27 protein-coding genes are annotated in these 25,081 nt (G+C 64.7%); 16 read left to right on the forward strand and 11 right to left on the reverse strand.

The window, feature by feature from the left end; genetic code table 11:
- The 10 genes from A2J02_RS26040 to A2J02_RS26085 all read left to right on the forward strand — a co-directional run.
- A partial coding sequence (locus A2J02_RS26040; protein WP_197478147.1) for an ABC transporter permease occupies window positions 1-591 on the forward strand: 591 nt, incomplete at its 5' end.
- Window positions 588-1,370 carry an ATP-binding cassette domain-containing protein gene (locus A2J02_RS26045; RefSeq protein ID WP_068055667.1) on the forward strand — a complete coding sequence of 261 codons (783 nt, stop codon included), beginning with the start codon at window positions 588-590 and terminating at the stop codon, window positions 1,368-1,370. The genes A2J02_RS26040 and A2J02_RS26045, both read left to right, overlap by 4 nt.
- The gene (locus A2J02_RS26050; RefSeq protein WP_068055670.1) at window positions 1,351-2,283 is read left to right on the forward strand and encodes a PfkB family carbohydrate kinase; all 933 of its coding nucleotides are present in this window, start codon (window positions 1,351-1,353) and stop codon (window positions 2,281-2,283) included. The genes A2J02_RS26045 and A2J02_RS26050 overlap by 20 nt, the downstream gene beginning before the upstream one ends.
- On the forward strand, window positions 2,280-2,930 hold the full coding sequence (locus A2J02_RS26055) for a nucleoside/nucleotide kinase family protein (RefSeq protein WP_068055671.1): 651 nt from the start codon (window positions 2,280-2,282) through the stop codon (window positions 2,928-2,930). Before A2J02_RS26050 ends, A2J02_RS26055 begins: the two co-directional genes overlap by 4 nt.
- 54 nt (window positions 2,931-2,984) lie before the next feature.
- On the forward strand, window positions 2,985-3,974 hold the full coding sequence (locus tag A2J02_RS26060; protein WP_231893842.1) for a LacI family DNA-binding transcriptional regulator: 990 nt from the start codon (window positions 2,985-2,987) through the stop codon (window positions 3,972-3,974).
- Window positions 3,975-4,006: 32 nt separating this feature from the next.
- A complete protein-coding gene (gene fbaA, locus A2J02_RS26065; protein ID WP_068055674.1) occupies window positions 4,007-5,029 on the forward strand; it encodes a class II fructose-bisphosphate aldolase in 1,023 nt (340 codons plus the stop codon).
- A gap of 95 nt (window positions 5,030-5,124) precedes the next feature.
- A complete protein-coding gene (locus A2J02_RS26070; protein ID WP_068055677.1) occupies window positions 5,125-5,532 on the forward strand; it encodes a YciI family protein in 408 nt (135 codons plus the stop codon).
- 8 nt (window positions 5,533-5,540) lie between these two features.
- The gene (locus tag A2J02_RS26075; protein ID WP_068055679.1) at window positions 5,541-6,677 is read left to right on the forward strand and encodes an RNA polymerase sigma factor; all 1,137 of its coding nucleotides are present in this window, start codon (window positions 5,541-5,543) and stop codon (window positions 6,675-6,677) included.
- Window positions 6,678-6,821: 144 nt separating this feature from the next.
- Window positions 6,822-7,784 carry an alpha/beta hydrolase gene (locus tag A2J02_RS26080; protein WP_231893843.1) on the forward strand — a complete coding sequence of 321 codons (963 nt, stop codon included), beginning with the start codon at window positions 6,822-6,824 and terminating at the stop codon, window positions 7,782-7,784.
- Window positions 7,785-7,842: 58 nt separating this feature from the next.
- Window positions 7,843-8,058: a DUF2945 domain-containing protein gene (locus A2J02_RS26085; RefSeq protein ID WP_068055681.1), complete on the forward strand. Its 216-nt coding sequence runs from the start codon at window positions 7,843-7,845 to the stop codon at window positions 8,056-8,058.
- Window positions 8,059-8,114: 56 nt separating this feature from the next.
- Here the strand turns inward: A2J02_RS26085 and A2J02_RS26090 are convergent, their stop codons facing one another.
- Entirely contained in the window at window positions 8,115-10,121 is a 2,007-nt protein-coding gene (locus A2J02_RS26090) for a hypothetical protein (RefSeq protein WP_068055722.1), read from the reverse strand.
- 41 nt (window positions 10,122-10,162) lie between these two features.
- Window positions 10,163-11,404 (reverse strand): ATP-grasp domain-containing protein, encoded by a 1,242-nt coding sequence (locus A2J02_RS26095; RefSeq protein ID WP_068055682.1) that lies wholly within the window; start codon window positions 11,402-11,404, stop codon window positions 10,163-10,165.
- A gap of 182 nt (window positions 11,405-11,586) precedes the next feature.
- Here A2J02_RS26095 and A2J02_RS26100 point away from each other — a divergent pair, with 182 nt between their 5' ends.
- From A2J02_RS26100 to A2J02_RS26110, 3 genes are all read left to right on the forward strand, one after another.
- A complete protein-coding gene (locus tag A2J02_RS26100; protein ID WP_068055684.1) occupies window positions 11,587-11,928 on the forward strand; it encodes a GNAT family N-acetyltransferase in 342 nt (113 codons plus the stop codon).
- An 81-nt stretch (window positions 11,929-12,009) separates the two neighbouring features.
- Window positions 12,010-12,945 carry a pirin family protein gene (locus A2J02_RS26105; protein ID WP_068055688.1) on the forward strand — a complete coding sequence of 312 codons (936 nt, stop codon included), beginning with the start codon at window positions 12,010-12,012 and terminating at the stop codon, window positions 12,943-12,945.
- Window positions 12,946-12,973: 28 nt separating this feature from the next.
- Entirely contained in the window at window positions 12,974-13,549 is a 576-nt protein-coding gene (locus tag A2J02_RS26110; RefSeq protein ID WP_068055691.1) for a hypothetical protein, read from the forward strand.
- Here the strand turns inward: A2J02_RS26110 and A2J02_RS26115 are convergent.
- Window positions 13,546-14,478, reverse strand: coding sequence for a DAPG hydrolase family protein (locus tag A2J02_RS26115; RefSeq protein ID WP_231893844.1), 933 nt, complete (start codon window positions 14,476-14,478; stop codon window positions 13,546-13,548). The two genes, A2J02_RS26110 and A2J02_RS26115, sit on opposite strands and share 4 nt — an antisense overlap.
- 80 nt (window positions 14,479-14,558) lie before the next feature.
- On the opposite strand from A2J02_RS26115, the gene A2J02_RS28505 reads away from it, so the two are divergent.
- A complete protein-coding gene (locus A2J02_RS28505; RefSeq protein WP_068055695.1) occupies window positions 14,559-15,173 on the forward strand; it encodes a TetR/AcrR family transcriptional regulator in 615 nt (204 codons plus the stop codon).
- Between the two features lie 15 nt (window positions 15,174-15,188).
- Here the strand turns inward: A2J02_RS28505 and A2J02_RS26125 are convergent, their stop codons facing one another.
- Genes A2J02_RS26125 through A2J02_RS26160 form a run of 8 tightly spaced genes read right to left on the reverse strand, consistent with a single transcriptional unit; the run spans window position 15,189 to window position 23,391 of the window.
- Window positions 15,189-15,914 (reverse strand): YoaK family protein, encoded by a 726-nt coding sequence (locus A2J02_RS26125; RefSeq protein ID WP_068055698.1) that lies wholly within the window; start codon window positions 15,912-15,914, stop codon window positions 15,189-15,191.
- 50 nt (window positions 15,915-15,964) lie between these two features.
- Window positions 15,965-16,717 (reverse strand): TauD/TfdA dioxygenase family protein, encoded by a 753-nt coding sequence (locus A2J02_RS26130; protein WP_068055701.1) that lies wholly within the window; start codon window positions 16,715-16,717, stop codon window positions 15,965-15,967.
- Window positions 16,714-17,736, reverse strand: a complete 1,023-nt coding sequence (locus A2J02_RS26135) for a D-alanine--D-alanine ligase family protein (RefSeq protein WP_068055703.1) — start codon at window positions 17,734-17,736, stop codon at window positions 16,714-16,716. Before A2J02_RS26135 ends, A2J02_RS26130 begins: the two co-directional genes overlap by 4 nt.
- Window positions 17,736-19,022 carry an ATP-grasp enzyme gene (locus tag A2J02_RS26140; protein ID WP_068055706.1) on the reverse strand — a complete coding sequence of 429 codons (1,287 nt, stop codon included), beginning with the start codon at window positions 19,020-19,022 and terminating at the stop codon, window positions 17,736-17,738. Before A2J02_RS26140 ends, A2J02_RS26135 begins: the two co-directional genes overlap by 1 nt.
- Entirely contained in the window at window positions 19,019-19,819 is an 801-nt protein-coding gene (locus tag A2J02_RS26145; protein WP_068055709.1) for an O-methyltransferase, read from the reverse strand. Before A2J02_RS26145 ends, A2J02_RS26140 begins: the two co-directional genes overlap by 4 nt.
- On the reverse strand, window positions 19,816-21,027 hold the full coding sequence (locus tag A2J02_RS26150; protein ID WP_068055711.1) for a sedoheptulose 7-phosphate cyclase: 1,212 nt from the start codon (window positions 21,025-21,027) through the stop codon (window positions 19,816-19,818). The genes A2J02_RS26145 and A2J02_RS26150 overlap by 4 nt, the downstream gene beginning before the upstream one ends.
- Before the next feature lie 60 nt (window positions 21,028-21,087).
- Window positions 21,088-21,753, reverse strand: a complete 666-nt coding sequence (locus tag A2J02_RS26155; protein WP_068055713.1) for an HAD-IA family hydrolase — start codon at window positions 21,751-21,753, stop codon at window positions 21,088-21,090.
- Window positions 21,754-21,786: 33 nt separating this feature from the next.
- Complete coding sequence (locus A2J02_RS26160) at window positions 21,787-23,391, reverse strand: adenylate/guanylate cyclase domain-containing protein (protein ID WP_082898811.1); 1,605 nt, start codon at window positions 23,389-23,391, stop codon at window positions 21,787-21,789.
- A 153-nt stretch (window positions 23,392-23,544) separates the two neighbouring features.
- On the opposite strand from A2J02_RS26160, the gene A2J02_RS26165 reads away from it, so the two are divergent.
- Entirely contained in the window at window positions 23,545-24,450 is a 906-nt protein-coding gene (locus tag A2J02_RS26165; RefSeq protein WP_082899558.1) for an AurF N-oxygenase family protein, read from the forward strand.
- A 38-nt stretch (window positions 24,451-24,488) separates the two neighbouring features.
- On the forward strand, window positions 24,489-25,081 hold a 593-nt coding region (locus A2J02_RS26170), incomplete at its 3' end, for a 4Fe-4S dicluster domain-containing protein (RefSeq protein ID WP_156516399.1).

Genomic DNA, 25,081 nt, shown 5'->3' on the forward strand with positions numbered 1-25,081 from the left:
GTCACGCTCGGCACGTTCACTGCGATTCAGGCAGCCACCAGGTTGCTGGCCGGCTCCGAGACCTACCAGGTACCGAGCGGACCGCTGACGCTGCTCGGTACCTCGTTCAAGATCGGCAGTTTCTCCACGACGTACGGCGTGGTGGTGATGCTGCTTGTCTACGCCGTGATGTGGTACGCGTTGTCCCAAACATCCTGGGGCAGGCACATTTACGCGGTCGGTGGCAGCCCGCAGGCCTCGGATCGCTCGGGCATCAAGTCCGGTCGCGTGCTGTTCTCGGTGTACATCGTCACGGGAGTCATCGCGGCGATCGCGGCGTGGGCAGCGCTCGGACGAATCCCCAACGCCGACCCGAACGCCTATCAGAACGCCAACCTGGAAACGATCACCGCGGTCGTCATCGGTGGAACCAGCCTCTTCGGTGGCCGCGGCACCGTCATCGGGACTCTCATCGGAACCCTGATCGTCGGTGTGCTGCGCAACGGTCTCACCCAGGCGGGCGTCGACAGCCTGTACCAGAACGTCGCGACCGGCATTCTCGTCATCGTCGCGGTGGCCGTCGATCAATTCGCACGTAGGAGGTCACAGTGAATGCCCCCCTCGCTCTGGAAGCGCGCGGCCTGGTCAAGACCTACGGCAGTGTGACGGCCATCAACGGTGCCGATTTCGAGTTGCGGCCCGGTGAGGTGCTGGCGGTGATCGGCGACAACGGTGCCGGAAAGTCCAGTCTCATCAAAGCTTTGGCGGGCGCTGTCATTCCCGACTCGGGCGAGATCCTGATGAACGGCTCGCCGGTGTCGTTCAAGAACACGCGCGACGCACGAGCAGCGGGCATCGAGACGGTCTATCAGGACCTGGCTGTCATTCCCGCGCTCGACATCGCGTCGAACGTCTATCTGGGACGCGAGATCAAGCGGAAAGGCATCAGCGGCAGTCTGTTTCGTCGCCTCGATATGCCACGGATGCGCGAGGAATCGTCGAAGCACCTGCAGGACCTGAAGATCGGCATCAAGTCGGTCAATCAGGCGGTCGAGACGCTCTCCGGCGGTCAGCGTCAGGGCGTGGCAGTTGCCCGGGCGGCAGCGTTCGGACGCGGAGTGATCATCATGGACGAGCCGACGGCCGCACTCGGCGTGCGGGAGTCGGGCATGGTGATCGACCTGATTCGCACGATCCGCGACCGAGGCATACCGGTGGTGCTCATCAGCCACGACATGCCGCACGTGTTCGAGGTCGCCGATCGCATTCACATCCACCGCCTCGGTAAGCGTGCAGGCGTCGTGAATCCGAAGAACCGCACCATGTCCGAGGTCGTCGCGCTCATGACCGGCGCGGAGGAGCCGACCGACGATGAACGCGCAGGCCTCTGAATCGACCGGTCCGGTCGGTGTTTTCGTCGGGCTGGCGACACTCGACGTCGTTCATCGAGTGTCGGCAGCGCCGGCACCCAACCAGAAGATCACCTCGAGCGCACAGTTCGTCGCGGCCGGAGGACCTGCTGCCAACGCGGCGGTGACCTTCGCCGCGCTCGGCGGGACGGCTCTGCTCGTCACCGCGCTCGGAGACGATCCGGTGGCAGCGCTGATCAAGGCCGACCTGGCCGCTTTCGGTGTGCGGGTGCTCGACGCCGCCGAGGGCTCCACCAGGGCTGTGCCCGTCTCTGCGGTGACGGTGATCGAATCGACCGGTGATCGGTCGGTCGTCTCGGCCGACGCCGTGAACTCCGACGCCTCGCCGCCGGAGGATCTCGAGGCCGTCGTGGCCGGTGCCGACGTCGTACTCGTCGACGGGCACCACCCCCTGATCGCCTGCGCCGCCGCGGAACATGCGGCGGCGCGGGTTACCACGTTGGTCGTGGACGCCGGTCGCTGGAAACCGGTGATGAGCGAGCTGATTCCGCACGCCACGGACATGGTGTGCTCGGCGGACTTTCGCGCCCCCGGCACGTCGGACACCGCTTCCACCGCCGCGGCGCTCGTCGGATCCGGCGTGCACACCGTCGTCACGACCCACGGCGGCGATCCCGTCGAATGGTGGTCCGAGGGATCATCGGGATCGGTCGATGTGGAGCCGGTCGCAGTGGTCGATACTCTGGGTGCCGGGGATGCGTTCCACGGCGCGTATGCCTACTACTCCACGCAGCCAGGCTCCCTTTCCGAGCGCATCGACAGGTCGGCTCACGTTGCCGCATTGCGCTGCTCGGTGATCGGCCCCAGAGCGTGGTTACACGAACTATCCGCCGACACACTTCACTACCCACGGACTCGAAAGCGACAACGGTGAGCACTGACCAGGACGTACAGGAAGCCACCCTCGAACAACTCGTGGAGCTGGCGCGAAAGTCGGCTGTATCCGGTCAGCGACGCATACTCGGCCTGACCGGTGCGCCGGGTGCCGGAAAGTCCACTGTGGCTCAGCAACTCGTCGATGCGCTCGGGCCGGAACTTGCGGTACTGGTTCCGATGGACGGATTCCACCTCGCCAACGAGGTGTTGATCGAGCTGGGCCGGCTCGATCGCAAGGGTGCCCACGACACGTTCGACGACGGCGGCTATGCGCGGCTGATCGCGGCGATTCACGACCAGCAGCCCGGCGACCCCACCGTGTACGCGCCGAGATTTCGGCGCGAGATCGAGGAGTCGATCGGGTCCTCGATTCCGGTCCCGTCGACTGTCCCGCTCGTCGTCACCGAGGGGAATTACCTGCTGATGGAGTCCGACGCGTGGCCTGCGGCGCGCGCAATGATCGACGAAGTTTGGTTTCTGGCCCCGCACACGACGGTTCGGCACGAGCGGCTGGTGGCCAGGCACGAGGCCTACGGAAAGTCGCACGAGGACGCGAAGTTCTGGGCACTGGGCTCGGACGAGCGCAACGCGGAACTGATCGGGTCGACCGCATGCCGCGCCGATCGAATCCTGCGGCTGACATGACAGTTCCGCCGAGCCGCGAGGCCCGACAGCGTCGGGCCTACTGACATGCCCACGATGGACGACGTTGCTCGCCTGGCCGGGGTATCGGTATCGACTGTCTCCCACGTGCTCAACGGAACCCGCAACGTCAATCCCGCTACTCGGGAGCGCGTCGATGCAGCGATCGTCGAGATCGGCTATCGGCGCAACGTCGTCGCTCGATCGCTCGCGGCGGGTCGGACGCACACCGTGGGACTGTCCATCGCCGCATTGACCAACCCGTACTTCGGCAGCCTGGTCCATGCCGTCGAGGAACGGTTGTCCGAGGCCGGTTACGTGTTGATCCTCGGTGACTCGCACGACGAGCCTCGCTCCGAGCGCAGGGTGACGGACTCGTTGCTCGACCGTCAGGTCGACGGCATGATTCTCGCGCCCGCAGCCGGCTCGGAATTCTCCACTATTCCCGAGATCGTCCGTAGCGGAACACCTCTGGTGCTGATCGACCGGATGCTCGATGTCTCCTGTGACCAGGTGGGCCCGGAGAACGACGCGTCGGCGTACGAGCTGACGACCCACCTCCTCGACGCCGGACATCGACGCATCGCGATCGTCCGCGGCATTGAAGGAATCTCCTCCACGACAGAGCGATTCGACGGCTACTCCCGCGCACTGGCGGATCGCGGAATCGAACTCGATCCTCGACTCGTTCTCGACGGCCGATCCAGTGTGGAGGTGGCCGAGTCCCAGGTGCGTGAGTTGATGTCGGGTCCGGATCGGCCGTCTGCTCTGGTGTCGATGAACAACTCGATGACCATCGGATCGCTGAAAGCGGTTCGCGGCCTGGGCTTGTCGATCCCCGCCGACCTCGCCTTCGTGTGCTACGACGACTTCGAGTGGTCGGATCTGTTCGAGCCCAGGCTCACCGCGGCGGCTCAGGACGTGCAGACGATCGGCCGAACCGCAGCCGACCTGTTGCTGAATCGAATCGAGGGCAGCGAAGAGACACCTCGGTCCATTCGAGTGCCCACCACCTTCACCCATCGCAATTCCTGCGGCTGCACGTAGACCGCAGCCACACCCGAAAGATAGGACCCACCATGCCGATTGCCAGTCCGGACCAGTATGCCGCCATGCTGGATCGCGCCAAGGAGGGTGGGTTCGCCTACCCGTCGATCAATGTCACCGGCTCGCAGACTCTCAACGCAGCATTGCAGGGATTCGCCGAAGCCGAGAGTGACGGCATCATTCAGGTATCGGTCGGTACCGCGCTCTATCTGTCCGGCAACGCCGTGCAGAACCGCTTCGCCGGGTCCAAGGCTCTCGCGCAGTACGCACACGAAGTGGCGCAGCACTATTCGATCTCGGGGGCGCTGCACACCGATCACTGCCCCGCCGAGAATCTGGACGACTGGGTCCGCCCCCTGCTGGCCGACGCGATCGAACGACGCGGCCGCGGACTACCGCCGCTGTACCAATCGCACATGTGGGACGGATCGGCCGTGCCGTTGGACGAGAATTTGCGGATCGCGCGCGAGTTGCTCGACCTGTCGGTGGAGGCGAACACCATTCTCGAGATCGAAGTGGGAGTGATCGGCGGCGAAGAGGACGGGGTGTCACACGAGATCAACGAACAGCTGTACTCGACGGTCGACGATGCGCGCGCCACGATCGCTGCTCTCGGTTCGGGGGAGCGCGGTCGCTACATGACGGCTCTGACCTTCGGCAACGTCCACGGCGTCTACAACCCCGACTCGGTACATCTACGACCCGAGATCCTCGACGAGATCCAGTCCGTCGTCGGAGCCGAGACAGGCAAGGACAAGCCCTTCGATCTGGTGTTCCACGGCGGATCGGGTTCCAGCGCAGAGGACATCGCCTCGGCCGTAGCCAGCGGGGTGATCAAGATGAACATCGACACCGACACCCAGTACGCGTTCACCAGATCCATCGCCGGTCACATGCTGAGCAAGTACGACCAGGTTCTCAAGGTCGACGGCGAGTACGGAAACAAGAAGGCCTACGACCCCCGATCCTGGGGCAAGCCGGCCGAGACGGCGATGGCGGCTCGAGTGGTCGAGGCGACACAGATGCTCGGCTCGGCAGGGCGCACGATGCGCTGAGAATCTGTTCGGTCGAGTGTGTCGAATTCTGCGTACCGGTTCCGTCCCAGGGTCGAATGCGGCAAGAATGGCCGCATCGAACGTCAGGAGACATCATGGCCAAGTACCTCATGCTCAAGCATTACCGCGGCGCTCTGGAGCCGATCAACAGCGTCCCGATGGACCGGTGGACGCCTGCGGAGGTGCACGCGCACATCCAGTTCATGCAGGATTTCGCCGCCGAACTCGAAGCCACCGGCGAGTTCGTCGACGCCCAGGCTCTGGCTCCCGAGGGGACCTGGGTCAGCTCCGGCGGTGAGGGCAAGCCGCCGGTCACCGACGGTCCGTTCGCCGAGACCAAGGATCTCATCGCAGGCTGGATGATCATCGACGTGGAGACCTACGAGCGGGCGCTCGAACTCGCCGGGCAGTTGTCGGCCGCGCCGGGAGCAGGCGGCGAACCGATTCACGAGTGGCTCGAACTGCGTCCGTTCATGGAGGCTCCCCCCACCATCGCCGGCTGACGACCGCCATGGACCCCCAGGTGCTGCGGGCACTGATACCCGCGGTGATCGGCGTCCTCGTCCACCGCGGAGCCGACTTCGCGTCGGCCGAGGACGCCGCGGCGGAGGCGATGCTCGAGGCAACCTCCACGTGGGTCGCCGACGCGCCTGCCGAGCCGAAGGGTTGGCTGGTGACCGTCGCGTGGCGCAAGTTTCTCGACGCAGAACGATCCGAGAAGGCGCGACGAGCACGAGAGGATCGAGTCGCGGCACAACCGGATCCTGGCACCGTGAGCGGCGTCGACGACACGCTGCAGTTGTTCTTTCTGTGCGCGCATCCCTCGCTCGGTCCGGCGGCAGCGGTGGCACTGACACTGCGTGCCGTCGGGGGATTGACGACGCGGCAGATCGCGCGGGCGTACCTGGTGCCGGAGAAGACCATGGCGCAACGCATCAGCCGCGCCAAACGCACGGTGCGCGACGTGCGTTTCGACGCGCCCGGTGATGTGGGGACGGTGCGGCGAGTGCTGTATCTCGTCTTCAACGAGGGGTACACCGGGGACGTCGATCTGGCGGCCGAGGCGATTCGGTTGACCCGGCAGTTGGCCGGGTTGTCCGAGGACGAGGAAACGGCCGGACTGTTGGCGCTGATGCTGTTGCACCACGCCCGGCGTTCGGCCAGGACCGGGCCCGACGGTCACGTCATCGATCTCGCTGAGCAGGATCGATCTCGTTGGGACACAACGCTGATCGCGGAGGGAGTGCACATCCTGCAGGCGGCGCTCGCCCGCGATCGGTTGGGTGAGTTCCAGGCGCAGGCGGCCATCGCCGCCTTGCACGCCGACGCCCGGTGTGTGGAGGAGACCGATTGGCCGCAGATCGTCGAGTGGTACGACGAGTTGCTCGCTCTCACGGACAGTTCCGTGGTCCGACTCAATCGAGCGGTGGCGATCGGGGAGGCCGACGGTCCGGCGGCGGGGCTCGAGGCGCTGGGCGAGGTCGATCCGGCCGTCCCGCGGCACACAGCGGCGGCCGCGTACTTGTGCGAGAAAGCCGGTGATCTGCAGCGTGCTGCCGAGTTGTACGCGGAGGCGGCGGATAAGGCGTCGTCGATTCCCGAGCGGCACCATCTGACGCTGCAGGCCGCGCGGATCAGAGCCGGTTGAGCCCCGCAGGCGGCAAGCGAACGGACCGATCGGTTTCGTAATCCGATCGTTAGCGGTAGAAAGCGGAATCCGTGCGACCCTCGTATGGTGCTGAAGTTGCCAATGGGACACAAGAGAAAGAAACTAGCGCGATCCGCTGCGGTCGTGACGGCCGCGGCAGCGGCGTCGATGCTGATGACCGGAACACCGGCGCAGGCGTTGCCGGGGAACTCCGGATCGGCCGACGCGGCTGCGGAAGCCGTCGGCATCCATCAGGTGTCGGCAACCCGCGCGGTGCTGAACGTCTTCTCCCCGTCCATGAATCGGGTCATTTCCAACGAGGTGTTGCATTCGCCGGAAGGCGGCCCTGCGCCCACTCTCGTGCTGCTCAACGGCGCACTCGGCAACGAGGACGGAGTCGGGTGGCTCAACAACTCGGGCGTCGAGCAGTTCTTTCTCGACAAGAACGTCACGGTCGTCGCACCCATCGGCGGTCGCTTCAGTTTCTACACCGATTGGCAGACAATCGATCCCGTGCTCGGCAGCAACAAGTGGCAGACCTACCTGAGCCGCGAATTACCTGCCGCCGTCGACGCGGCCTACGGCTCGACCGGCAGACGCGGCGTGGCAGGGCTGTCGATGAGTGGTGGTCCCGCACTCGATCTCGCGATCCAGGCCCCGGATGTGTTCGACGCGGCCGCGTCGTTCAGTGGATGCCCGGCACCGTCCGACCCGCTTGCCACTGCCGGTATTTCGGCGATGATCGCCGGCGGACTCAACAACCCCTTCAACATGTGGGGGCTGCCGGGAAGTCAGGGATGGCGCGACCACGACCCGTCACTGAACGTCGAGCGGCTGCGCGGAACCGCGGTCTACGTCAGCTCCTCCCGCGGACTACCAGGGCCGGTGGATCGCATTCCCGAGGGCGCGATCCCACCGTTCGGCGGAATGGCGGTGGAGGCCATGGTCAACCACTGCACATCGATCTTCGTCGACGCCCTGCGCCGAGCCGACGTGCCGGCAACGGTGTCCATGCGCGAGGAGGGCGCGCACACCTGGCCGCTGTTCGAGGATCAGCTGCGTGAGGCCTGGTTCACCACGCTGGCACCGGCTCTGGGAACCAGCTGATTGCATCGAGACTTCGGCGGGTAAGCGGGGTTCACACCGGCGAAAGGACAACGCGAACATGTCGAAGGACGAACTGCACAAGGGTGACAAGGTCGAATGGCAGACCCACGGAAACACGACCGAGGGAACGGTGGTGGAGAAGATCACCTCCGAGACCGAAGCCGCAGGCCGCACCGTGAAGGCATCGAAAGACGAGCCGCAGTACCGGGTCGAGAGCGACAAATCCGGTAAGGACGCGGTGCACAAGCCGGAAGCGCTGGACAAGAAGGACTGACGCCACAAGATCACTTGTGCGCCCCGAGTTGTCGACTCGGGGCGCACAAGTGGATCTCAGGCCTCGGGCACCGATCGTTCTGCGCCCCAACTCCGTTCGATGTAGCCGCGGATGCGCTCGATGTCCTCGGCTGGGATTCTCTCCGGCTCGCCGTGCTCGAGGGGATCGGTGTGGAAGATGTACAGCCGTGAGGCGAACTGGTCGAACGGCAGCGAACCCTCGCCTGCGCGTTCGCCGTTGCCCGCCGTGCCCACCACGACGCCGTCGCCCCAGTCCTGACCGCTGTCGTTGTTCGGGTTGAAGAAGTACACCCGCATGGCGCCGTCGGGATCGGTGTTCACGCGCAGGATCGTGATGGCGTGCCACCCCACATACCGTGCGGCGCTGTCGGTTACGGCCACACCTGCCGGCTGCGGATGGATCAAGGGTTGGTGCCCGTTGTACTCCGGGTGGTACGCCGCGTAGAACTGCCGCAGAAAGGCGTCCAGGTCGACGAGATTGCCGGTCGCGACATCGACGTCGATGTGGAATTCGCGTGCCGACCACCACCCGTGGAACTCGGGATTGACCCAGCGGTGCGGGTCGCCGGGACGATCGGCGCAACGCCGGACCATCTCGGCATAGATGCGATCGAGGTGTGGAACCAGCAACAGCGACGCGGGATCGAGGTCCCCCGGATCGGTCGTGGCGACGCCGCTGACACTCTCGGTCGACGAGATCGACTGCCCCTCGAAGTGCATGACGATCTCCTCGTCACGCGCCGCCCACACCACCATCTGCAGCAGGTAGTCGGGATCGTTGTAGGCCCACATCGACAATGCCCGCGCCGACTGACACGTCGGGTTGTCGCCCTGGCCCACGCCGAGGGGCTGCCCCAGCATCGAGAGCAGGCCCCCGAGCAAGCGTGACTCCGGCGCGGGGACGGGTCCGAACGTGGTGATCAGTCGTTCCCGCACCGCGGGAGCAAGTTTCAGCGAGATCTGCCGCCACAGGGACGGCACGATCGGCGGCTGATGCAGAATCCCGCGATCGAGAAGCAGTGCCAATCCGTAGAGGCACTGCGCGGTCTCGGGATACACCGTCTCCTCGATGAGGCGATGCACCAGTTCCGGATACCGCGTCAGGCAGGTCCGGCCGGTATCGGAAAGGCCGAGGGCCTCGGGCAGAACGTACGAGTAATGGTCGACGAGATACTGCGTCAGCGTCGCGTGATACGGGGAGACGAGCCCGGTGTCGTGCATGGCTCGCGCGAATCCGCGGGCCTCGAACTGCAACGCCTCGACGTCCATCGCCTCGAGTCGCGATCGGTACACCTCGACGCCCGGATCCTCGCGGCAGGCATCGGTTGTGCCGAACAGTGCCGTGATCAACCGATCCAGACCTTGACCGGACGTGCCGAGATCGACGGTGGGATCGTCACGATAGATCGCGATGCGGGTGACCATGTCCTTGATGGTGTCCACCTGAATCGGACGCTGCCGCAGAATCCGCCAGATCTCCTCGACCAACTCGTCGAGCACACTGTCGTAGCCGATCTGCCCGGCCACGTACCCGAACAGATCACGGATCAGATGCGCGGTGCGGCCCAGGCGAACTCGCTCCGACTCGGACGGTGGTGTGAACAGGACGTCGAGATTCACCGCGAGAACCTGAGAGAGGAACCGGCGGGCATCCTCGGCGGTCACCGCAGCATGCTGGTACTCGCCCGCGACGATCGCGACCATCCGCAGTTCGCTGGTCGCCTCGAGTACGAAGGTGTCGTCGTTGCCGCTGCGCAAGCTGGGCCCTACGAACCCTGGAACGAGAATGTCCGGCTGCGCCCAGTCGGTGCCCGCGAACAGCCCCGCATTCTCGAGCACCTCGGCGCGTTCGCGAATTGCACCGCAACCGCCGGGCTGCAACAGGACTCGATGCACACCATCCAGAACTCTTCGCACCTTGGTGTTCTTGCTGAACTCGGGTGCATCGGCCAAGGCATGCACGGCATGGTCCAGTTGCGCCAACCGTGATGCCAATGCTTTGTCCACGGTGGTGGTCGCGTTCGTCGGTGCCGGCTCGTCCATGGTCTGTGACGATGGGTTGCGGTCGTCTCCGAGTTGCTGCTTCACACGTAGAAGTCCAGTTCTTCCTGATGCTTCAACAAGTCACGCATGACGTAGGTGTCCTCACCGAAGAAGTACAGCAGGCCCCAGTGGGTGCCGAATGCCGTTCTCTTGGTGACGGTTTCCTCCACCGGTGCCGACAGATCGTTGGTCTCGTAGTAGTCGTGCCCGCTGGTCTCCTCGGGAATCTGCAGTTGGCTGACGACGCGGCGTCGCGGGTACACTCCGAAACATCCGGCGACACCGGTGGCGTCGACGACCTCCTTCGGGAAGAAGGCGTCGATCTCCTCCTCGATGGTCTTCGGGTCGAACGCCAACGCCAGGCCCTGGTAGGCGTTGAAGCCGTAGGCCCGCTCGAGCAGCTCGAACACCTTGAAACCCGGTGGGCGGTAAGCAACTTCGCCGAAGTACATCTCGCCGTCACTGGTGACGAAGTACTCGGGATGAATGAAGCCGAACTCGATGTCGAACGTCTTGATCAACTTCTCGATTTGCACCGTGATCTGCTCGCGGTACTTCTCCAGTTCCGGTGTGGCCGGAACGAACACCGAATAGCCGAGCGTGACGTATTCGGAGATGTTGAGGAACTTGATCTTGCCGTTGTGAATCCATGCTTCGACGGCGAACTCCCAACCGTCGAGATGCGATTCCATCAGCGCCGGAAATTCCTCGTCGGGAATGGAGTCGACCTCGTCGGGGGTGCGAATGACACGGTGGCCGAGGCAGCCTGCCTTGTCGAATGCCTTGACATGGATGGGATCGTTCGGATCGCCGTCGAGCTTGAGCAAGGTCTGGTTGACTCGCTTGAGGAATCGGATGACGTCCTCGCGGTCGTGGGCCTCTTCGAAGATGCCGACGCGGATTCCACCGAGTTGGGCGCGACGCTTCATCAAGGACTTGTCGCGCAGCAGCATCGCCTGACCGAACAGTCGCGGGTTGCCCAGCAGCACCGAGTTGATGGCACCGGCCCACTCGACCGTCTCCTCGTAGAGCGGGATCGCGACGTCGACACCCTTGTCCTGCAGGGTCTCGGCAATTTCCAGTGAGCGATCGTTGAGTCGCTCGAAGTTCCACGGGAGGTACGGAATGTCGTGCTCGGTGCAGTACGCCTCGGCCCACTCGGGGGCGACGACGACGTATCGCCGATCGAACTTGTCCAGTGCTTCCACCGCGGCCAAACTCCACCCCAGCAGGGCCACGAAACCCTTGTTCGGGTCTTTCTCCAGCCTGTCTGGCTGAGCCATGAAGTTCCTTCCCCTAGATGATTCATCGGTCGAGGTCCTTCGCTCCACCGTACAGAGGCAGTATCGGTCACCGGGCACCCCTGTATGCGACTGTGGATCGGAAACGCGCCGGATCCAGGTGTTCGGTAGCGTTCACGATCGACGAGGTGCGGTGCGCGCCTTCCTGGAACGAGGAGTGCGACATGACGGTCGACAAAACGGGTGCGCAGGTCGAAATCACCCAGCAAGCAGATCGTTTCACGGTCTCGGTCGACGGCTCGCAGGTCGGGTTCACCGAGTTCGCCGACGACGAACACGGCAGACGTATCTTCTTCCACACCGAGGTCGACGCAGCCTACGGCGGGCGTGGTCTGGCAACGATTCTCGTGCAGCAGGCGCTCGACGCCACCCGCAACGATGCCAAGCGGATCGTGCCGATCTGCGAGTTGGTAGCGGCCTTCGTGGGCAAGCACTCGGAATTCGACGACGTCGTGGAGCAGCCGACCGACGAGATCCGGCAATGGCTGGCCGACCGGCGGGGCTGACTGCGGGAATACCGTCGGGCGTCGTCTGGTTGAGGCGATCAGAGTAGTTGCAGAGTCAACTACATTGCCGAAAGGGACGCCATGCCTGCAGTGACGGTCGACAACATCCTCGCCTTGCCCCGAATCCCCATGCCCGACGCCACCGCCGTCCCCCGGCCGGTCCGGTCCGTCACGACGGCACCGACGGGGTACGAGGGCGAGGGCTTTCCGGTCCGTCGCGCATTCGCGGGACTGGACATGGCGTCACTAGACCCGTTCATCCACATGGATCAGATGGGCGAGGTCAACTACGCGCCCGGCGAGCCGAAGGGGACGCCGTGGCATCCGCATCGCGGGTTCGAGACGGTCACCTACATGATCGACGGCATCATGGAGCACAAGGACTCTCACGGCGGCGGCGGAATCATCAGCGGTGGCGACACCCAGTGGATGACGGCGGGCGGGGGCATCCTGCACATCGAGGCTCCGCCGGAGCATCTGGTGCTCTCGGGTGGGCTGTTCCACGGTGTTCAGCTGTGGGTCAATCTGCCGCGCGAGAACAAGATGGCGCACCCGCGCTACCAGGACATCACCGGCAGCAGAGTCGCACTGGCGTCGAGTCCCGACGGTGGTGCGTTGGTCCGAGTGATTGCCGGCGAGATCGCAGGCATGCAGGGCCCGGGGTCGACGTACACGCCGATTGCGCTCTCGCACAGCACCATCGCACCGGGTGCGGCGCTGACGCTGCCGTGGAACAGGGAGTTCATCGCACTGATCTACGTTCTCGCGGGCGAGGGCACCGTGGGCGCGGAGAAGCGTCCGATCAGGATGGGGCAGACGGCGCTGTTCGGCCGCGGCGACACCATCGAGATGTCCGCGTCTACGGCGGGGGAGTCGCTGGAGGTGTTCGTTCTCGGCGGCAAGCCGATCAGGGAACCCGTCGCGATGGCAGGCCCGTTCGTCATGAACACCAAGTCCGAAGTGCTGCAGGCGTTCGAGGACTACCAGGCCGGTCGGCTCGGCGTTCCCGTCGAATGATCGTCTCGGCCGTGCAACGATCTCCTGCATGAGCGACGCCGAGCCCCGTATTCGCAGAACACGGCTGTATCGCCGTCTGGTCACCCGCGCGGACGGCCCGCTCGAGCCCGCGCGGGCGGCCAAGAGACTGTCGGCCTACGTCTACGGAAACATCCTGGTTCTGGCGGCGGTCGCAGCATCGACGCCGAGCTCGATCGAGAACGGAACTGCTGCTGTTCTGGTTCTGGCCACGGCGGTGACGACGTTTCTGGCGCATGTGTTCGCCGATTTCGTCGCCAGCAGTCAGATTCCCGAAGCGCACGGCGATGCAACCGACGAGCAACGCACGTTCGAGGCCGTCGAGGAATTCCGTGACGCCGTGCCGATCCTGAGCTCCGGCACGGTCCCTGCGGTGATGCTGGCCCTCGGCTGGTTGTCGGTGCTCCCGGGGCAGTGGTCGGAACTGCTGGCCGGCGGAGTCATCGTGATACGCATCGCGACGATTCAGATGGTCACGGAACGAATTCGCGGCAACCCGTTGACCTTCCGCGCAATTCTGGGTGGTCTGGCCACCGCTGCGGTCGCAGCACTCATCGTCTTGGCCAAGGTGTTTCTGGGGCACTAGCTCCCGAACTCGGCGTACAACTCCGGCAGGAAGCCGGCCAGGTGATTCATCTCCTGTCCGCAGTGCAACAACAGATCTCGGGCGAGATCGACCCCGAGATCGAGGTCCGTCGGATCGACCGACGCCCCGCGGCGGACGGCGCACACGGCCTGCTCGATGTCCGGTACGTGCAGCCCGCGCAGGTTCAGGAAGAAACGGCTACGCATCTCGGCACCGCCCTCGACGGGACGCACCTGGTGGGCCAGCCAGCCCAGGTCCACCGGCGCGATGGAGCTGCCCACTCGGCCGAAGACGATCGTCTGATCCGCGGGAACGTCGAAGCCGTGCGCAATCGGATCGCGAAAGGCAATGCCCAGCTGTTGCAGCTTCGGCCCGACGTACTCGTCCACGAAAGTCGTGTTGCCGACGTACTTGGCCTTGTCGGGAATGTCGAGTGCCGTTCGATCCTCGGCGAGGGCTGCGTAGAGGTGGGCGTCGGGATGCCACAGCTTGTAGCGTGCGGCCTCGGTGGAATGCCAGCCGAACCACCAGTCCCACATCGCTGCCGTCACGCGCGGCATCACCGTGCGGACCGCCACGAACGTCACTCCATCGGCGCGTCGACCGTATCCGGTCTCGATCGTGGAGTAGCCGGTGGGCGCGAGATCGGTTGTGATGGAATCGAATCCAGGAATCGAATCCGGCGCGAGGGCCGGGCCCGCACAGGCGTCCGCGACGGCGGTCGGTGCGGGCGTCGTTCGCTGTGCCATGTATCGGGCGTACGGCAGATCTCGATCGGCGTCGCGGTAGCCCTGGTAGCGCTCACCGCACTCGTCCGCCGAACCGGTTGCCGGGGCCGCCACCGCCTTGGCTACCGGGCCGACGACGGCGACGGTGGCCGCAGCGGCCGCTCCGATCATGATCTGGCGTCGTGTCGGCCCCCGGGTCATGCGACCACCCCTCTCAACATTCGTTGAGGCTAGGTCGTGGAATCGATGTATGTCAACAGCCGGGCACTACACTGCGCGGTATGAGTCCGGCACACCCCAGGGACGACGAGTCGAGAGTGCGTCGGCGCGACGAGATCGCCACGGCCGCGATCGAGGTGCTCGCCACCCGAGGTCTTCGCGGCTTGACGCACCGGGCGGTGGACGCCGCAGCGGGACTGGGACCCGGGTCGGTGAACTACCACGCGCCCACCCGGAGTCGGCTGCTTCACCTGGCTCTCGGTCAGCTGTTCGTCCGCGACTTCGAGGTGGCCGGAGCGACCTTCGGCAGTCTCGTCGACGTCAAGCCGCTCACCGCCGATATCGTGGTGTCGCGCATCATCGATTTCATCGACGCCATGACGACCGGGGATGCCGTCCAACGGGTCATCGCTCGCCACATCATGCTCGGCGAGGCGCAGCACGACGACGAAATTCGCGAGTTGTTCGACAGTCAACGAGCAGCATTCGTCACCTACACCCAGTGGATCGTCGCCTCGTTGGACTCCGAGGATCCGCCGTCCGACGCCGAGACCCTCGTGGTGATGATCGAGGGGCTGGTGCAGCGGCAAGTGCTGATCGGGTCACGCCTGTCCCCGGGTTTCATCGAGCAGATGTTGCGCAAGATCGTGGTGGCCTCGCCGCTGGTCGAGAACTGACCCGGGTCGGCGGCCTCACCCCAGCAGCGAACGACGCTCGGTGTGGGTGAACGTGAAGATCGTCGCGCCGAAGCTGATCAGTGCGGTCAGAAGCAGTACCTGCGGGCCGGTGATGACGACGCCGATGAAGGCTCCGATCGCGCCTCCCAAGGCGAACGATCCGAGTAGGGCTGTGTAGCAGAGCCAGTCGTAGCGCGTCCCGCCGCCGAACATGTGCCGCTCGATTCCCTGGCCGAGTTTGACCATGGTCCCGGTGACGTAGCTCAGGGGAATGTAGGTCTCTTCCTTCTTCGTGAACGCGGTGTTGAGAGCACCGAGTGCGAAGGCCACCAACAGAATCGGGTAGAAGTTCACGTTGGCCGACGACCATCCGGAGATGGCGATGTCGATCGCGCCTGCTCCGGCGAGTGCGATCGTGGTGAGCACCGTTGCTCCGTGCGGGTGATTCGACCAGTAGCGACGACGGCAGATCGACGAGATCACGACGCCTGCCAGGAAAGAGCCCATGAGCGCCAGTGCCGCGATCGGTGAGGCCCCCGGGGTGACCTCCTTGCCCTCGGGATGCCCGAAGTGTCCGACGACTGCTCGCTCGGTGTTGCCGGTCATGAAGGTCACGAAGTAGCCGGCGGAATGGAGGAAGGCAACTGCACCCACCATCCCTGCCAGTCCCGACAATATCCAGGACAGACGAGCTTCGGCACCGACGGCTGTTTCGCGGCTGATCGTCAATGGGGAAGTCATGACTCGATTGTCCGGACTACGGGCGAACCGGCAAATCTTTGAGTTGTCGGTCACATAACCGACGGCGATTCACCATTGGCAACCATTCCCCGGTGCATGACCCTGTTTCCCACGACCCCGCTGTGATCGGCTCTGTGCATCACACATCGGTTGTCCCACATGACGACGTCCTCCGGTGCCCACGCGTGTCGCATCACATTGGTCTCGCGAGTCGAATGCTCGAACAGGTATCGCACGGTCTCCTGTGCCTCCTCGGTGGACATTCCGCTGATCGCGACGCATCGCGCAGGCGCCGACAACGCCAGTGCGGTACGCCCGGTCACGGGATGCACTGCGAACAAAGGATGTTCGGCACAGGAATCGGTGTCCGACGCCACCCCGGTCACTCGGTGCGTCACCGTTCTTCCGGCGAGGTCCGCTTTGCGGTCGGCCGGCAAGGTGTCGTAGGCCGCGTACTGGTCGCTGAACAGCGTGCTGCCCCCGGACTCCGGTACCTCGACCGCACGTAGTGCGGTGTAGGCAGGCGGATTCGGTACATACGTGGTGTCCACGTGGAATGTCGATTTCGGCGGTGTGGTGCGGCCGACGTTGCTGATGACGTTCAGGTCGGGAAAGCCCGGCACTGGCGTCTCGCCCTCGGTGAACATCATCTCGCCGAACCGCCGGAGAAATGCCAGGAAGCCTGCGTCGTCCAAGGGTTGTCTGCGTAGAATCAGCACGCCGTGTTCGGCCAACAGCGTTCGCAGTTCTTCGGTCTCGGTGGAGCTCAGGTCCAGCTCGTCGATCTCGATTCCCAACGTCACGAGGACAACTCCTTCACCGACAGTTCGTCGAGCGTTCGTGCGAACAGTTCGTCGACGGCGATACCTGCCGCCGAGGCCATCACGGCGAGCACGCTCGACGGCGAGTACGAGCAGTACAGACCGGCTTCGAGGAACCACGGTTGTCCGTCGGGGTCGATCCGGAAGTCGAACAGACCGTAGTGCCGGCAGCCGAGAGATCGATAGCACGATCGTGCTGCCGCCCAGACCTTCTCGGTGATCGGATCGGAGACGTCCACCATCCAGGCCCTGGTCTGCTCCTTCGCGACCAGGTATAGATCCCCGTCCGAGGTGCGATTCAACTTGTCGGCGCTGGTACGAATCGACTCGACGGCATGCTCCTCGAGTGGAAGGCAGATCAGCTCGTCGCCCCGTGCGATGATGCCGCAACGGACCTCGCGGCCGAGGGGGATGTACGACTCCACCAGTGCCGCAGACGAATACGTCAGAGCCTCGCTCACAGCGGTTGCCAACCGGTCGGATTGGCGAACCAGTGTGACGCCCATCGAATTGTCCGAGTCGACGGGCTTGACGACCACCGGCAGTTCGACGTCGATGTTGTCACCGCACCGCACCACGACACCGGTCGGGACGGCGACCCCGGCCGCCGCGACCACGGCTCGGGCGCGAGCCTTGTCGGCCGTCATCGCCATCACGTCCGGACCGTTGCCCACGTACGGCACGCCCAACAGATCGAACAGGCTGCGGTATGTCGTCATTCCGGGCAGGCAGAACATCTGTGGAACCATCACGTCGAAGTGCCACGACGAGACGACGTCCACTGCCTGCGCCAACGACATCTGGTGTGCCGACGCCACACTGGCGGCGTCGATGCCACCGGGGAAGCTCCAGAGTCCACCGGGCGAGACGAACGCCACCTCGAACCGATAGTCGGGATTTCCATCGAGTGCGTCGAGGAATCCGCCCGCGTACACCCGAGACAGATCGCAGTGGAACTCGTCCACCGACGATCCGACCAGTACCAGGACCGACAGGGTCATCAGTCGCCTCCGTTCTCCACGAGCTTGCCGATGTTGAAGTCGATGCGTGACCATCCGCGCCGGGCCAGCAAATTTCGCACCAGCAGGGACGGAATCTGGAGGTGGTGTACCAGCAGATAGGGGAGTGGATCCCAGCCGGTGAGGATGGCGTCCTTTCCCTCGAAGATGCTGCGCAAGCGGGCCTTTCGGTTGCCCTCGGTGAGCAGACGCCACACCTCGTGGTAGATCCAGTAGGTCGGGCGAGCCGTCGTACGCGGCACGATCACCGGATGGCCGTCGTCGAGGTACGCGGCAGCCAGGTCGGGATGGTCGTAGAACATCGTGATGGCCGAGTGGGTGCGGGGGTTGCACTCGATGGCGTAGATGTGGCCGTCGGCGGCGGACTCGATGAAGTCGAACGACAGCTGGCCGGTGACGTCCAGCGAAGAGACGAACGTTTCCACCCAGCGCAGGATGTCGGGCTTGTCGACCATCTCGTAGTTGACCTGGAACGCCGATGATTCACAGCAGCCGTACACCTGCAACCGGCCGCCGCGGACGGTGCCGTGGGTGCAGTACTCCTGCCCGGCGACGAATTGCTGCAGGATCCACGGATCGTCCTCGGAGATCCCGAGACTGCGTGCGAATCGCAGGTTCTCGGCAGGCGTGTCGCGGGTCAATCGCGTCAGATCCATGCGGCCGACCGGGTTGTACGAGATGCGTTTGAGGATGTACTCACGGCCCGGTGGGAAGTCGAACTGCGCGATCTGCTCGACGTCGGTGATGCGTCGCCAATCGGGAACGCGCAAGCCGAGCGCCGCAGCGTGTTCGGAGAACCTGGACTTGTCGTCGAGCATGCGCACCGTCGCGCCGTTGCCGTGCAGGACCTCGCAGTGCGAATCGAGCAGTGCCCGTGCGTCGGCATCGTGGATGCTCGCAGCCGGACTCGCGACGGGGACGAAGACGTCGACGCCTTCGCGGAGCACCACATCCAGAAGTGCTCGGGCGTACCCGGATTCGGTCGGGTCGGGTACACAGTGAAATCGGTCGACCGCACGTGAGAACCGATGGCCGGTGAAACGGTACTTGGCCGATTCCACCAGGACGACCCGGTGCCCGGCGAGATGGAAGGACCGCGCGAGCTGCAGGGCCTTGCTCATCTTCCCGCCGCTGATCATGACCGTCTTGGGGGAGTCGGTTCGGCGCGTGGCGGGCCGGCCACCGCGGACGGCAGCCACCCCCGCCGCCACGAGGTCGGCGGGGAGGGTGGCAGTGAGTCCGACAAGTGCTGCGACAGTGCGGATCATGTGCGCCGGATCAAGGTGACGCCGTCGCGCAACGGCACCAGCACCTGCTCCACGCGGGGGTCGTTCGCCACGTACTCGTTGAATTCTGCGACGGCCCGGCCGTTCTCGGTGGGGCGTTCGCTGTACGGCTGCCCCTGCAGGAGGGTGTTGTCGACGGCGATCACGGCGTTGTCGGCCAGCAGCTCGCTACCGAGCAGGTGCTCCACGTACGCGCGGTATCCGGTCTTGTCGGCGTCGACGAAGACCAGATCGAACGTGCCCTCCAACCGGCGGAGGGTGTCCAGTGCAGGCCCCACTTCCACCGTGATGGACGAGCCCGCAGGCGATTCCGCAAAACAGGACCGCGCGAACTCGGCCACGTACGGATCCACCTCGCACGCGACCACCTCGCCGCCCGCGGGCAGAGCCTCGGCCATCGCCAGTGCCGAGTAGCCGGTGAACATACCGATCTCGAGCACCCGCTTCGCCCCGGTCATGTGCACGAGAAACGCAAGAAAGCGTCCCTCCACGTGGCCGGAGAGCATTTCCATCTCCAGGGGCCCCGAGCCGGAGACGACGTCACGTGATCTCCAGTCCTCGGTGCGGGTCCGCGATGCCAGTGTCGCCAGCGCTGCGGATTGGGAGGTGGTGCAGGTGTCGAGATACGGGTCGAGTCCCGCCGCGAGATCGCGGGCTCGATGAACACGGGTGATCAGCTCGTCGGTCGCCCCGGCACCGGCGTCGAGCAGATCGGCTATCTCGCTGAGCTCGCGCGCCAGAATGGTGGTCGGGGTGACCGGTCGCGGGGTCTGGGTCACGGCGTCGGTGCAGTGAACATGTCGAGACCCTCGCCTGCGCGCGGGAAGTCGAGGCAGATCTTCTTGTGCAGAGTCAGCACATCGGCCAACTCGGCTGCGTCGAGATCGTTGAGGAAGCGGCACGTGCCGATCGGGTCCGGCACCGCTGCGCGCAGTATGCCGGCGCGAGGCGTGCGGATCGACGCCGTTGCCTCCGAGAGCAACTCGGGGGTCAGGTACGGGCTGTCCAATGCCAGCCCGATGCTGGACATGACACCGAGCACTCGATCGCGGTCTGCCGTCGACAGGTGTCCGCGCTGTTCGGCGACGGTCGTCGACAGCGCCATGTCGATGTTGATGGCGTGGCCGTGGAAGAACGGGGCAGGCGGGGTCAGCTCGAGCGTCGGGCTCCAGGTGTGACCGAAGGCGATGACGCGATCGAGATCGATCTCGTGCAGATTCGGTGCCTCGAGTTCGAGCATCGTCGCGATCGCCGAGTAGGTCAGTCTGTCTGCGACCGAACGCAATTCCGCCGTTCCGTCGAGATGGCCGAACCGCGTTCGCAGCAGTTCCGGACCGTACTGTTCGAGCATCTCGAAGATCTCCAGATTGCCGACGACGGAGATCTTGATCAGCTCGGCCATGCCGTTGCGCACCTGATCCTCGGGCAACGTGCCGAGGAACGAGAAGTCCAGCAGCACCTTCTGCGACGCGTGATACGCACCGAGGCGGTTCTTGTGCTTTCCGTAGTTGACGGCCACCTTGATGGACACGCTTGCGTCGATCAGGCCGATCAGTGTGGTGGGAATGCGAATGTACGGGGTGTTCCGTCGGTAGCTGGCGCACGCGAAACCCGCTACGTCCGTGGTCAATCCGCCGCCGACCACCAGCACCGGCTCGGTGCGGACCAGACCGAACGCATCGAACTCGCCCACGATGCGCTCGAACGTCTCCAGCGACTTCGCGGTCTCGGCGATGTGCACCGGAACCACCGTCAGGGCGATGTCGTAGTGATCGAAGTACGCGCTGATCCGGTCGCCGCAGATCTCGTGCACCGATTCGTCGACGACCATCAGCGCGCGACCGTACGGCCGGTAACTATCGGCCAATTCGGTGTTCTCGATTGCGAACACACCGTCGACGTAGATCAGGTCGTACTCGATGCGTTCGTAGCCTTCGACGCGAAACGACCTGTCCCCGGCAACGACCTGGGCCTGAAGATTGCTCACTGGTTACTCCTGGAGGATTGGATGAAGGGTCTGACTGAACGCTCGCTGCGCAGGCTTCGCTCAGGCGGAGATCAGAGCGCGGACACTCTCGGGATCAAGTGCATCGACGGTGTCGGTGGCCGAGCCGAACTCGGTGCCTGCAGTGTTCTCGTTGGGGAATGCGACGCAGGTGATGCCCGCGGCAACCGCCGCCTGGACACCGCCGGCATTGTCCTCGATGGCGACGCTGTCCGATGCGTTCTCGCCCAACGACTTCAATGCGAATTCGTACGACGCGGGGTCGGGCTTGCCGGCATCGACCGAGGACGCGTCGACGATGACGTCGAACGAGTCGGCTGTCAGCTCGGGGCTCAGGGCCGCCAACAATGCGTCGATGTTCTCTCGCGACGTCGTGGTCACGAAGCCCACCTTCATGCCGTTCGCCTTGGCCGAGTCGATCGTGTCGGCCACACCCGGTCGTGTCTTCACGTCGGATTCGCCGATCAGACGCTGGAAGATCTCGGACTTCGTCGCGTGCACGGCAGCGGCGTCCACCTCGGTACCCGTGTCGGACGCGTATTCGCTGATTCGGTCGGCACCACCGTTGGATCCGAGCATGGCCCGGTAATCCTCGCGAGACCAGTTCCAGTTCAGATCGTGTGCTGCGAACGCCTCGTTGAACGAGCGACGTTGCAGTTCGGACGTGTCGACGAGAGTGCTGATCGAGCCGAACAGAATTGCGGACATGGATGCCTTTCGGAGCGAGAGACGTTGTACTGGTCAATGTCTCGCGCATGCGCGATGGGTGAGTTGGTTCGGGGGGTATGCCCCATCGGCACCGAACGGGAAACCTTCGAATTTTTCGGCAGAACGGTCGGACGTCAGCGGTGCCGGACGGGCGCGGCCAGAGTCGTCGGTGTCGACCGGCCGCGCAGGGTGACCGCCTCGCCCGTCGTCCACTGCGCGCGTTCGTCGACGGAGGCGTGATCGAGCACGATCGACGACGTGAGCACGTCGGTGTTCGGGTCGTCCTTCGCGAGATCGGTGAGCCGAGCCGCCTGATTGACGGTGTCGCCGATGACGGTGTATTCGAATCGGGATTCGGCTCCGATGTTTCCGGCGATGACCGGGCCGTACGTGACGCCGATGCCGATCTCGAAGCCGCCGTCGGAGGCGAGGGCGACGGCCAGGGTGCGTGCGGTGCGCAGTGCCGCCGTCGCGGGATCTGGGTGGTCGAGGAGCGCCGAAGATCAGCAGTGCGGCATCACCCTCGAACTTGTTGACGAAGCCGCCGTGTCGTTCGCCGTGCTCGACCACCACTGCGAAGAAGCGGTTGAGCACATCGACCACCGCTTCCGCGGATTCTCGCTCGGCCATCGCCGTCGAACCGACGAGGTCGATGAACAGCACGGCGACCGTTCGGTTCTCGCCGCCCAGACGAGGCGCGCTTGCCAGCGCGCGCTGCGCCACGTCGTGGCCCACGTGGCGGCCGAAGAGCGACCGCAGTCGTTCGCGCTCGTCGAGACCGACGACCATCTTGTTGAACCCGTTCTGCAACCGGCCGATCTCGGAGGCGTCGTAGACGTCGACGCGGGTGTCGGTCGCTCCGGCTTCGACGCGTTGCATGGCCGTGCTGACCTGCTGCAGCGGATCCGATACGGACCGTCCGACCAGGAACATGCCGCCGAATCCGACGACCAGGGCGATCGCGGACAGCGACACCATCGCGGGGGACAGGTCGACGTCGGGTGGGATGACGGTGTCGATCAGTCTACCGAGTCCGATGAGGCCGAGCCCCAGGATGGGAATGGCCGTGCTCAGGACCCAGATGAGAACGACGCGCAGCTTCACGCCGAGTGCGGCGGAATCGGTGACCGCACTGACTTCCATCACCGCTGCGGTGATCGGCCGAAGCGTTCTCTCGGCAACCAGATAGCCCAGCGAGCAGGTCGCCAGGCCGCCGAAGCTGACGGCAATCGCGACGATGATCGACAGCGCCGCGCCTGCCGACGCATTGACCCCGACGAACACCGCGACGCCGAGTGCCCACAGCAGCACGTGGACGCCGAGCTGACGAAGGGGCAGCCGCACGATGGCGATCGCGGTGGCGTCCGAGGGCGTGCCGCCGGTGTGCAGCCACAGCACGAGGGGCTTCGCAACGCGGAGGCCGAGCGCGATCCCGATGGCGATCGCGACCGGTAGATACACGAAGAAGGCGACGTAATTTCGGTCCGACAGGATCTCCTCCGAGCCGACCGGCAACGGCAGGATGAAGCGGGCCAACACGAAGACGATGACTGCTCCGATGGCGTTGGCCGAGACCATGCCCGCCGCGTAGAGGCGCATCGGGGTGCGGGTGAGGGCGGACCGTAGAGCTGCGATCACCGATGAATCTCCGTTCTCTGTTCGCTCGAACTGTAGGGGTCCGGAAAAAGATTCGACGAGATTTCTTCTCGAGTGACTACCTGTGTCCCCAAGTACCTGGTAATCTCCGTAACAGTTACATACAGCGTTTCGACGATGGAAGGAACCACGGCGATGACCAGCACACTCTCCAGGAACGACGTTCTCGAGCCCGAGGATGTCTCCGCTCGTTTGCTCGATTCCGCCGCCCAGCTGTCGTACGACCCCTCCGAGGAGGTCGACTGGGAAGCCGATCTCGATCCCTCCCTCTACGGACTCAACCCGGAGTGGAGCACCCTCTACGGCACGAAGCTGTGGGACGAGATGAGCGAAGAGCAGCGCATCACGCTCACCCGCCACGAGGTCTGCTCGATCATGAGCACCGGCATCTGGTTCGAGATGATCCTGCAGCAGATGGTCCTGCGCGATCAGTACTGCAAGGACTCGTCGAACTCGGACTTCCAGTTCGCTCTCACCGAGAGCGCCGACGAGTGCCGTCACTCGATCATGTTCGCCCGCGCCTGCCAGAAGATGGGCATCAAGGCCTACCTGCCGCGTCGATCGAGCATCGAACTCGGCCGTGGCTTCAAGGCTCTCGCGTCCGCCGAGGTCGCCTACGGTGGCATCCTCGTCGCCGAAGAGGTACTCGACGTCATGCAGCGCGACTGGATGCGCGGCGAGAACGTGCTGCCTCTCGTGCGCACCACCAGCAAGATCCACGTCGTGGAAGAGTCGCGGCACATGACCTTCGCGCGCGCACAGATGCGTGAAGACATCGCAGGTAAGAGCCCGGCTCGCCGCAAGGCCAGCGCGCTCGTCGTCGCGATCGCCGCCCGCCTGATCGTGTCCAACATGGTCAACAAGGAGGTCTACGCAGCAGCTGGCCTCGACGTCGACCGCGCGGTGAAGGAAGCGAAGAACAACGCCCATCACCACACGATGATGCGCACCTCGAGCGAGCACCTGATGGCATTTCTTCTCGATTGCGGTTTGATCACCAAGCCGGCCGAGATGATCTACCGTCGTTTGCACATGCTCTGACCACTCTTTTCGAGGCCGTGAAGGACATCAGATAAACCATGCCGTTCGCGATCACGCAGAACTGTTGCAACGACGCATCCTGCCTGTCGGTGTGCCCGGTCAACTGCATTCATCCGACGCCCGACGAGCCGGATTTCGGTAAGACCGAGCTGCTCTACATCGATCCGCGCTCGTGCATCGACTGCGGTGCCTGCGCGGACGCGTGCCCGGTGGACGCGATCACGCGCGTCTCGCGTCTGACACCGGACCAGCAGATCTACGCCGACATCAACGCCGACTACTACAAGGACAAGCCCGCCGTGGCGGAGTGGGGCGCGCCTCGATTCCCGGTGGCGACGGTCAACGAACTGCCGCCGATCGACATCGCCATCGTCGGGACCGGACCGGCAGCCTGCTACACCGCCCAGGCGCTGTTGCGCGTGCCCGGCACCAACGTCACCTTCTACGACCGGCTGCCCACCGCGGGCGGTCTCGCCCGCTACGGCGTCGCTCCCGATCACCTCGGTACCCGACGCATCAGTGAGCACTTCCGTGGGATCTTCGTCCATCCACGGGTGACGATGAAGCTCGGTGTCGAGGTCGGCAAGGATGTCGACCACGTCGAACTGGCTCGGAAGTTCGACTCGGTGGT

Origin of the sequence: Rhodococcus sp. EPR-147, from assembly GCF_001647185.1 — a bacterium.
Classification (GTDB): domain Bacteria; phylum Actinomycetota; class Actinomycetes; order Mycobacteriales; family Mycobacteriaceae; genus Rhodococcoides.

Excerpts from the sequence above, each read along its gene's own strand:
- A2J02_RS26050 (WP_068055670.1), top strand. The coding sequence starts at position 1,351 with ATGAACGCGCAGGCCTCTGAATCGACCGGTCCGGTCGGTGTTTTCGTC.
- A2J02_RS26060 (WP_231893842.1), top strand. The coding sequence starts at position 2,985 with ATGGACGACGTTGCTCGCCTGGCCGGGGTATCGGTATCGACTGTCTCC.
- fbaA (WP_068055674.1), top strand. The coding sequence starts at position 4,007 with ATGCCGATTGCCAGTCCGGACCAGTATGCCGCCATGCTGGATCGCGCC.
- A2J02_RS26070 (WP_068055677.1), top strand. The coding sequence starts at position 5,125 with ATGGCCAAGTACCTCATGCTCAAGCATTACCGCGGCGCTCTGGAGCCG.
- A2J02_RS26075 (WP_068055679.1), top strand. The coding sequence starts at position 5,541 with ATGGACCCCCAGGTGCTGCGGGCACTGATACCCGCGGTGATCGGCGTC.
- A2J02_RS26085 (WP_068055681.1), top strand. The coding sequence starts at position 7,843 with ATGTCGAAGGACGAACTGCACAAGGGTGACAAGGTCGAATGGCAGACC.
- A2J02_RS26090 (WP_068055722.1), bottom strand. The coding sequence starts at position 10,121 with ATGGACGAGCCGGCACCGACGAACGCGACCACCACCGTGGACAAAGCA.
- A2J02_RS26095 (WP_068055682.1), bottom strand. The coding sequence starts at position 11,404 with ATGGCTCAGCCAGACAGGCTGGAGAAAGACCCGAACAAGGGTTTCGTG.
- A2J02_RS26100 (WP_068055684.1), top strand. The coding sequence starts at position 11,587 with ATGACGGTCGACAAAACGGGTGCGCAGGTCGAAATCACCCAGCAAGCA.
- A2J02_RS26105 (WP_068055688.1), top strand. The coding sequence starts at position 12,010 with ATGCCTGCAGTGACGGTCGACAACATCCTCGCCTTGCCCCGAATCCCC.
- A2J02_RS26110 (WP_068055691.1), top strand. The coding sequence starts at position 12,974 with ATGAGCGACGCCGAGCCCCGTATTCGCAGAACACGGCTGTATCGCCGT.
- A2J02_RS26115 (WP_231893844.1), bottom strand. The coding sequence starts at position 14,478 with ATGACCCGGGGGCCGACACGACGCCAGATCATGATCGGAGCGGCCGCT.
- A2J02_RS28505 (WP_068055695.1), top strand. The coding sequence starts at position 14,559 with ATGAGTCCGGCACACCCCAGGGACGACGAGTCGAGAGTGCGTCGGCGC.
- A2J02_RS26125 (WP_068055698.1), bottom strand. The coding sequence starts at position 15,914 with ATGACTTCCCCATTGACGATCAGCCGCGAAACAGCCGTCGGTGCCGAA.
- A2J02_RS26135 (WP_068055703.1), bottom strand. The coding sequence starts at position 17,736 with ATGACCCTGTCGGTCCTGGTACTGGTCGGATCGTCGGTGGACGAGTTC.
- A2J02_RS26140 (WP_068055706.1), bottom strand. The coding sequence starts at position 19,022 with ATGATCCGCACTGTCGCAGCACTTGTCGGACTCACTGCCACCCTCCCC.
- A2J02_RS26155 (WP_068055713.1), bottom strand. The coding sequence starts at position 21,753 with ATGTCCGCAATTCTGTTCGGCTCGATCAGCACTCTCGTCGACACGTCC.
- A2J02_RS26165 (WP_082899558.1), top strand. The coding sequence starts at position 23,545 with ATGACCAGCACACTCTCCAGGAACGACGTTCTCGAGCCCGAGGATGTC.